Below are 2,968 nucleotides of genomic sequence, written 5' to 3'. Positions count from 1 at the left end.
CTGCGTCGCGCTCTGGGTCTGGTTGGTGCCACCCCGCTGCACCATACGCCCCTGGCGGTGCAGGCGCGCCATATTGCCCTCTCGGCGACGATTCTGCTCTATGAGCATGGTGACCCCGCGCTGCTCCCCGTTGCACCGTGGGAGGCGCTGTTGGCCCACGCGGAGTTGCACGCGGCTCTTGTGGAGCATCTGGCGGCGGCGGCGGCAGGGAGATCTTCCCACCACCTGCTGCCCGCTCCGCCCGCCTGGGCCACAACGCTCGTCCGCGATCACGCGGCCCTCGCCGCCGGCTGGCCCGCTCTGCTGCGCCTGCTCCAGCAGGCCCTCGAACAGACCCTCTGGCTCGGTGATCTACGCCTGATGCTGGGCCAACTTGGCACTGCTGCCCTCGCCCGTGGCGTGCGTCCACTGCTGCTGCTGGAGGATGTCACCGCGTTTCGGCTGCTGGGTGATCGCCTGCTCGACTATCTCCTCGATCTGAGGAGTGGCCATGTTGATGCGGTGTTGGGTGCGACCACCGGCTTTGAACAGACGCGCTTGGCCCATGCGAGCTTGGCCGGTGATCTCACCCATGTCCACCAGCGGCTCTGCGCTCGTCTGCTGCTCACCGATGAGCAGGGGCGCACCTACGGCCTTGATGAAGATCTGGTGGCGTTGGCCCACGGCTACCTCCAAGCGCTGCGTACGCTCCACGGGGGATTGCCGCAATTGAGCGCCTACGATGCCAGTTTTGGGCCGGGCCTCTATCCCTTCACGCCGACCCTGCTCCAGCGCGCCTTTTTGGCCCTGCACGAAGAGGGCAACCCGCGTCAGACGCCGCGCCTCTTTCTCGAACACGTTCTTGCCGCCGCGCTGCTCGCCGCCGAACCGCCGCCGCTCGTCTTTGACCGTTCGCCCTACCTGCGTCCGCCCCCCGCCCTCTTCCGCAGCGCTGCCGTTGCCGATGCCAACCTCCGCGCTCTGTTGCGCTGGTATGGCACCGTCGGCGACGACGCGGTAACGCTCGATCCCCGCATTGCGACGGCGCTTGGCGTAGCCGTGCCTGCCGAGTTGTTGCACGGCAATGAGATTCGCGTTCCGCGTGGCTATGTGGCCCCTGTCGTTGCCAGCGCAGCGCCAAGCGCCCCCAATTGGCAGCAGGAGTTGCACGAACTCCAGGCGTGGCTCGAACATGGCCAACCCTACCCCAGCCGCGAGACGCTTAAACGGGGCGTCGAGCGGCTCATCTTCACCCTGGGCGACCCGCGTTCGCTCGCCAGCCCCGCCGCGCTCGCGCTCAGCCGCGCCGAACTGGTCTACGCCCGTGGCGACGAACGGCTGCCCATCGCCCTCGCGCCCTCCAGCGGCGACCAGCCAGTGACGCGTGCCAGCCCCAAGGTCTTGGTGCGCGGCCTGCCGCAAGAGCGCCCCATCCTCGAAGAGTTGGTCTATTTGGCGCTAAGCGGCGGCGAACTGACCCAAGTCTGCCACAACCTCGCCATAACGCTCGCTTGGGCGCAGCAGCAGATTGACACCTACCAAGCCGATCTACAGCGCCTCTTGCGCGAACAACTGGGTGGGCTGAGCCTCGCCAATCTTATCCTCGGCGCGTGGCACATGCTCGCCGCGCTCCGCAACGACCCGCCCGACGGCCCGCCCAATCTGCAACCAGCAGCGCAACCCCTGCCCTCTCCTTGGTCAAGCAGCGACCATGCAGCCTGCGCCACGGCGGGCCAGGCGCTCATGCAGCAGCATGAGGTGTGGCGACGGCTCTTCATCGGCATGTTTACGCTCCGCGACACCCTGCTCGACCATGAGCGGCTCGCTGCGGCGCACCAGCACTTCGCCGCCGACGCGGTCGTAGCGCAGATCGCCGCACTCCCGCTGGCCAAACTACGCACCCTACCCTTCCGCGTCAAACCGAGCGGCGAACGGCTCTACACACTGCTCGTCCCACTGCAACGCTACGCCAGCGCCCTTTGCCAAGCCGACACAGCCGCCTACCTGCAACACGACCGCAGCGACCTCGATGCCCGTCTAGGCCATCTTGCAGCCCAACAGCCCCTCGATCAGCACGAACTCCAACAGCAACTCAGCGCCCTGCGCTGGCACTGCGGCAACGTCGGCATCGTCTGGCGGCACGGCTGGGACGAAGCGTTCACCACCCTCAGCAACCTCTCCGCCACAACCCTCACCGCATTGCAACAAGCCACCAGCATCGTGCAGCAACAAGCCAGCGCCAGCGAACCAAGCGACATCTGGGCCTACCAGCGCTTGCGTCATGCGCTGCAACCCATCCTCAACCACCCCTACTGGCCCGCCCTCGCCACCATCGAGCAGATCAGCGACGAATTACTCCGCAGCGCACGACAGCGCTACCGCGGCCACGGCAAACACCTCAGCGCCACCCCCGCCTACCGCGCCCTATTGCAGCGCATCCGGGCCGTTACGATTACCATAAACGGGTGACCCCATAAGAATCGAATACCGCATGAGAATTCATAACAGGAAATTATCTCTCTTAAGCATTCACGAATCCTGTTCGTCTTCCAATGCCGCAAGGACAGCAGTTATTTGTTGATGCAAAATCGGTATTTTCACACGATACATACTCAACCTCTTGAAGAATACGTGGCCCAATATACGGACTCAGCGCATCAGTCGTAATCAGATCAACCTGACACCCCAGAAGTTCCTCAAGGAAAAATGCTAATTGAATAAAGTTATCGAATGTCTTCTGAGGCGGATCGAATTCTACAAGAATATCAACATCACTATCCACATGCGCATCATCACGGACAAATGACCCAAAAAGACCATACTTCGTAACCCCATACTGCTGAATACGTGCTGCATGTGCAGATAGGAGCGTGAGAATCTCTTGTTTTGAGCTTACTGGCATACGTCTAACTCCTACGCACCACCTTCGCATAGACATCCTGCAAGCGCAAGGTATAATCTACCGAAACCAGATGAATCTCGGCTTGTT

2 protein-coding genes are annotated in these 2,968 nt (G+C 62.7%); one reads left to right on the top strand and one right to left on the bottom strand.

Going from position 1 to position 2,968, the window contains the following annotated elements; genetic code table 11:
- A partial coding sequence (locus CJ255_RS23870; RefSeq protein ID WP_217352518.1) for a hypothetical protein occupies nucleotides 1-2,448 on the top strand: 2,448 nt, incomplete at its 5' end.
- Between the two features lie 52 nt (nucleotides 2,449-2,500).
- On the opposite strand, the gene CJ255_RS21530 is transcribed toward CJ255_RS23870, so the two are convergent.
- A complete protein-coding gene (locus CJ255_RS21530; protein WP_097646131.1) occupies nucleotides 2,501-2,881 on the bottom strand; it encodes a nucleotidyltransferase family protein in 381 nt (126 codons plus the stop codon).
- Nucleotides 2,882-2,968: the final 87 nt, after the last annotated feature.

Source organism: Candidatus Viridilinea mediisalina, assembly GCF_002532535.1.
GTDB classification, from domain to species: domain Bacteria; phylum Chloroflexota; class Chloroflexia; order Chloroflexales; family Chloroflexaceae; genus Viridilinea; species Viridilinea mediisalina.
The sequence above is the reverse complement of the archived record's forward strand: the minus strand, read 5'-3'. Positions and strand labels throughout refer to the sequence as shown.

Bases quoted from the DNA above. Each gene is read 5' to 3' on its own strand.
- CJ255_RS21530 (WP_097646131.1), bottom strand. From the start codon at position 2,881: ATGCCAGTAAGCTCAAAACAAGAGATTCTCACGCTCCTATCTGCACAT.